We start from the raw sequence: 387 nt of genomic DNA, 5'->3' as shown, positions 1-387 counted from the left end.
GGCAATCTCTACACAGTTACGGTGTTCTGGCGCCCAGCCAGTGCGGATCTTAAGCGTTACCGGCACATCCACGGCGTTAACCACCGCGTGGAGGATCTGTTTAACCAGATCCGGGTACTGCAGCAAAGCAGACCCTGCAAGTTTCCGGTTCACTTTCTTGGCCGGGCAACCCATATTGATGTCGATGATCTGTGCACCGCCGGCCACGTTAATACGCGCCGCTGCGGCCATATCATCCGGATCGCATCCGGCAATCTGCACGGAACGGATCCCTGGTTCATCGCTATGGACCATACGCAGACGCGACTTATCCGTCCGCCACACCTCCGGATTGGAGGAGAGCATTTCGGATACAGCCATCCCAGCACCCATTGCATGACATAGGGT

1 protein-coding gene is annotated in these 387 nt (G+C 56.8%); it reads right to left on the bottom strand.

All coding sequences use genetic code 11. The features are described 5' to 3' along the window. Positions 1 to 387: tRNA-dihydrouridine synthase (locus FOE67_RS28555; protein WP_267133384.1), on the bottom strand; the 387-nt coding region annotated here is incomplete at both ends.

The organism is Streptomyces calidiresistens, assembly GCF_014141525.1.
Taxonomy (GTDB): domain Bacteria; phylum Actinomycetota; class Actinomycetes; order Streptomycetales; family Streptomycetaceae; genus Streptomyces; species Streptomyces calidiresistens.
This window is presented reverse-complemented; position numbering and strand designations above follow the sequence as displayed.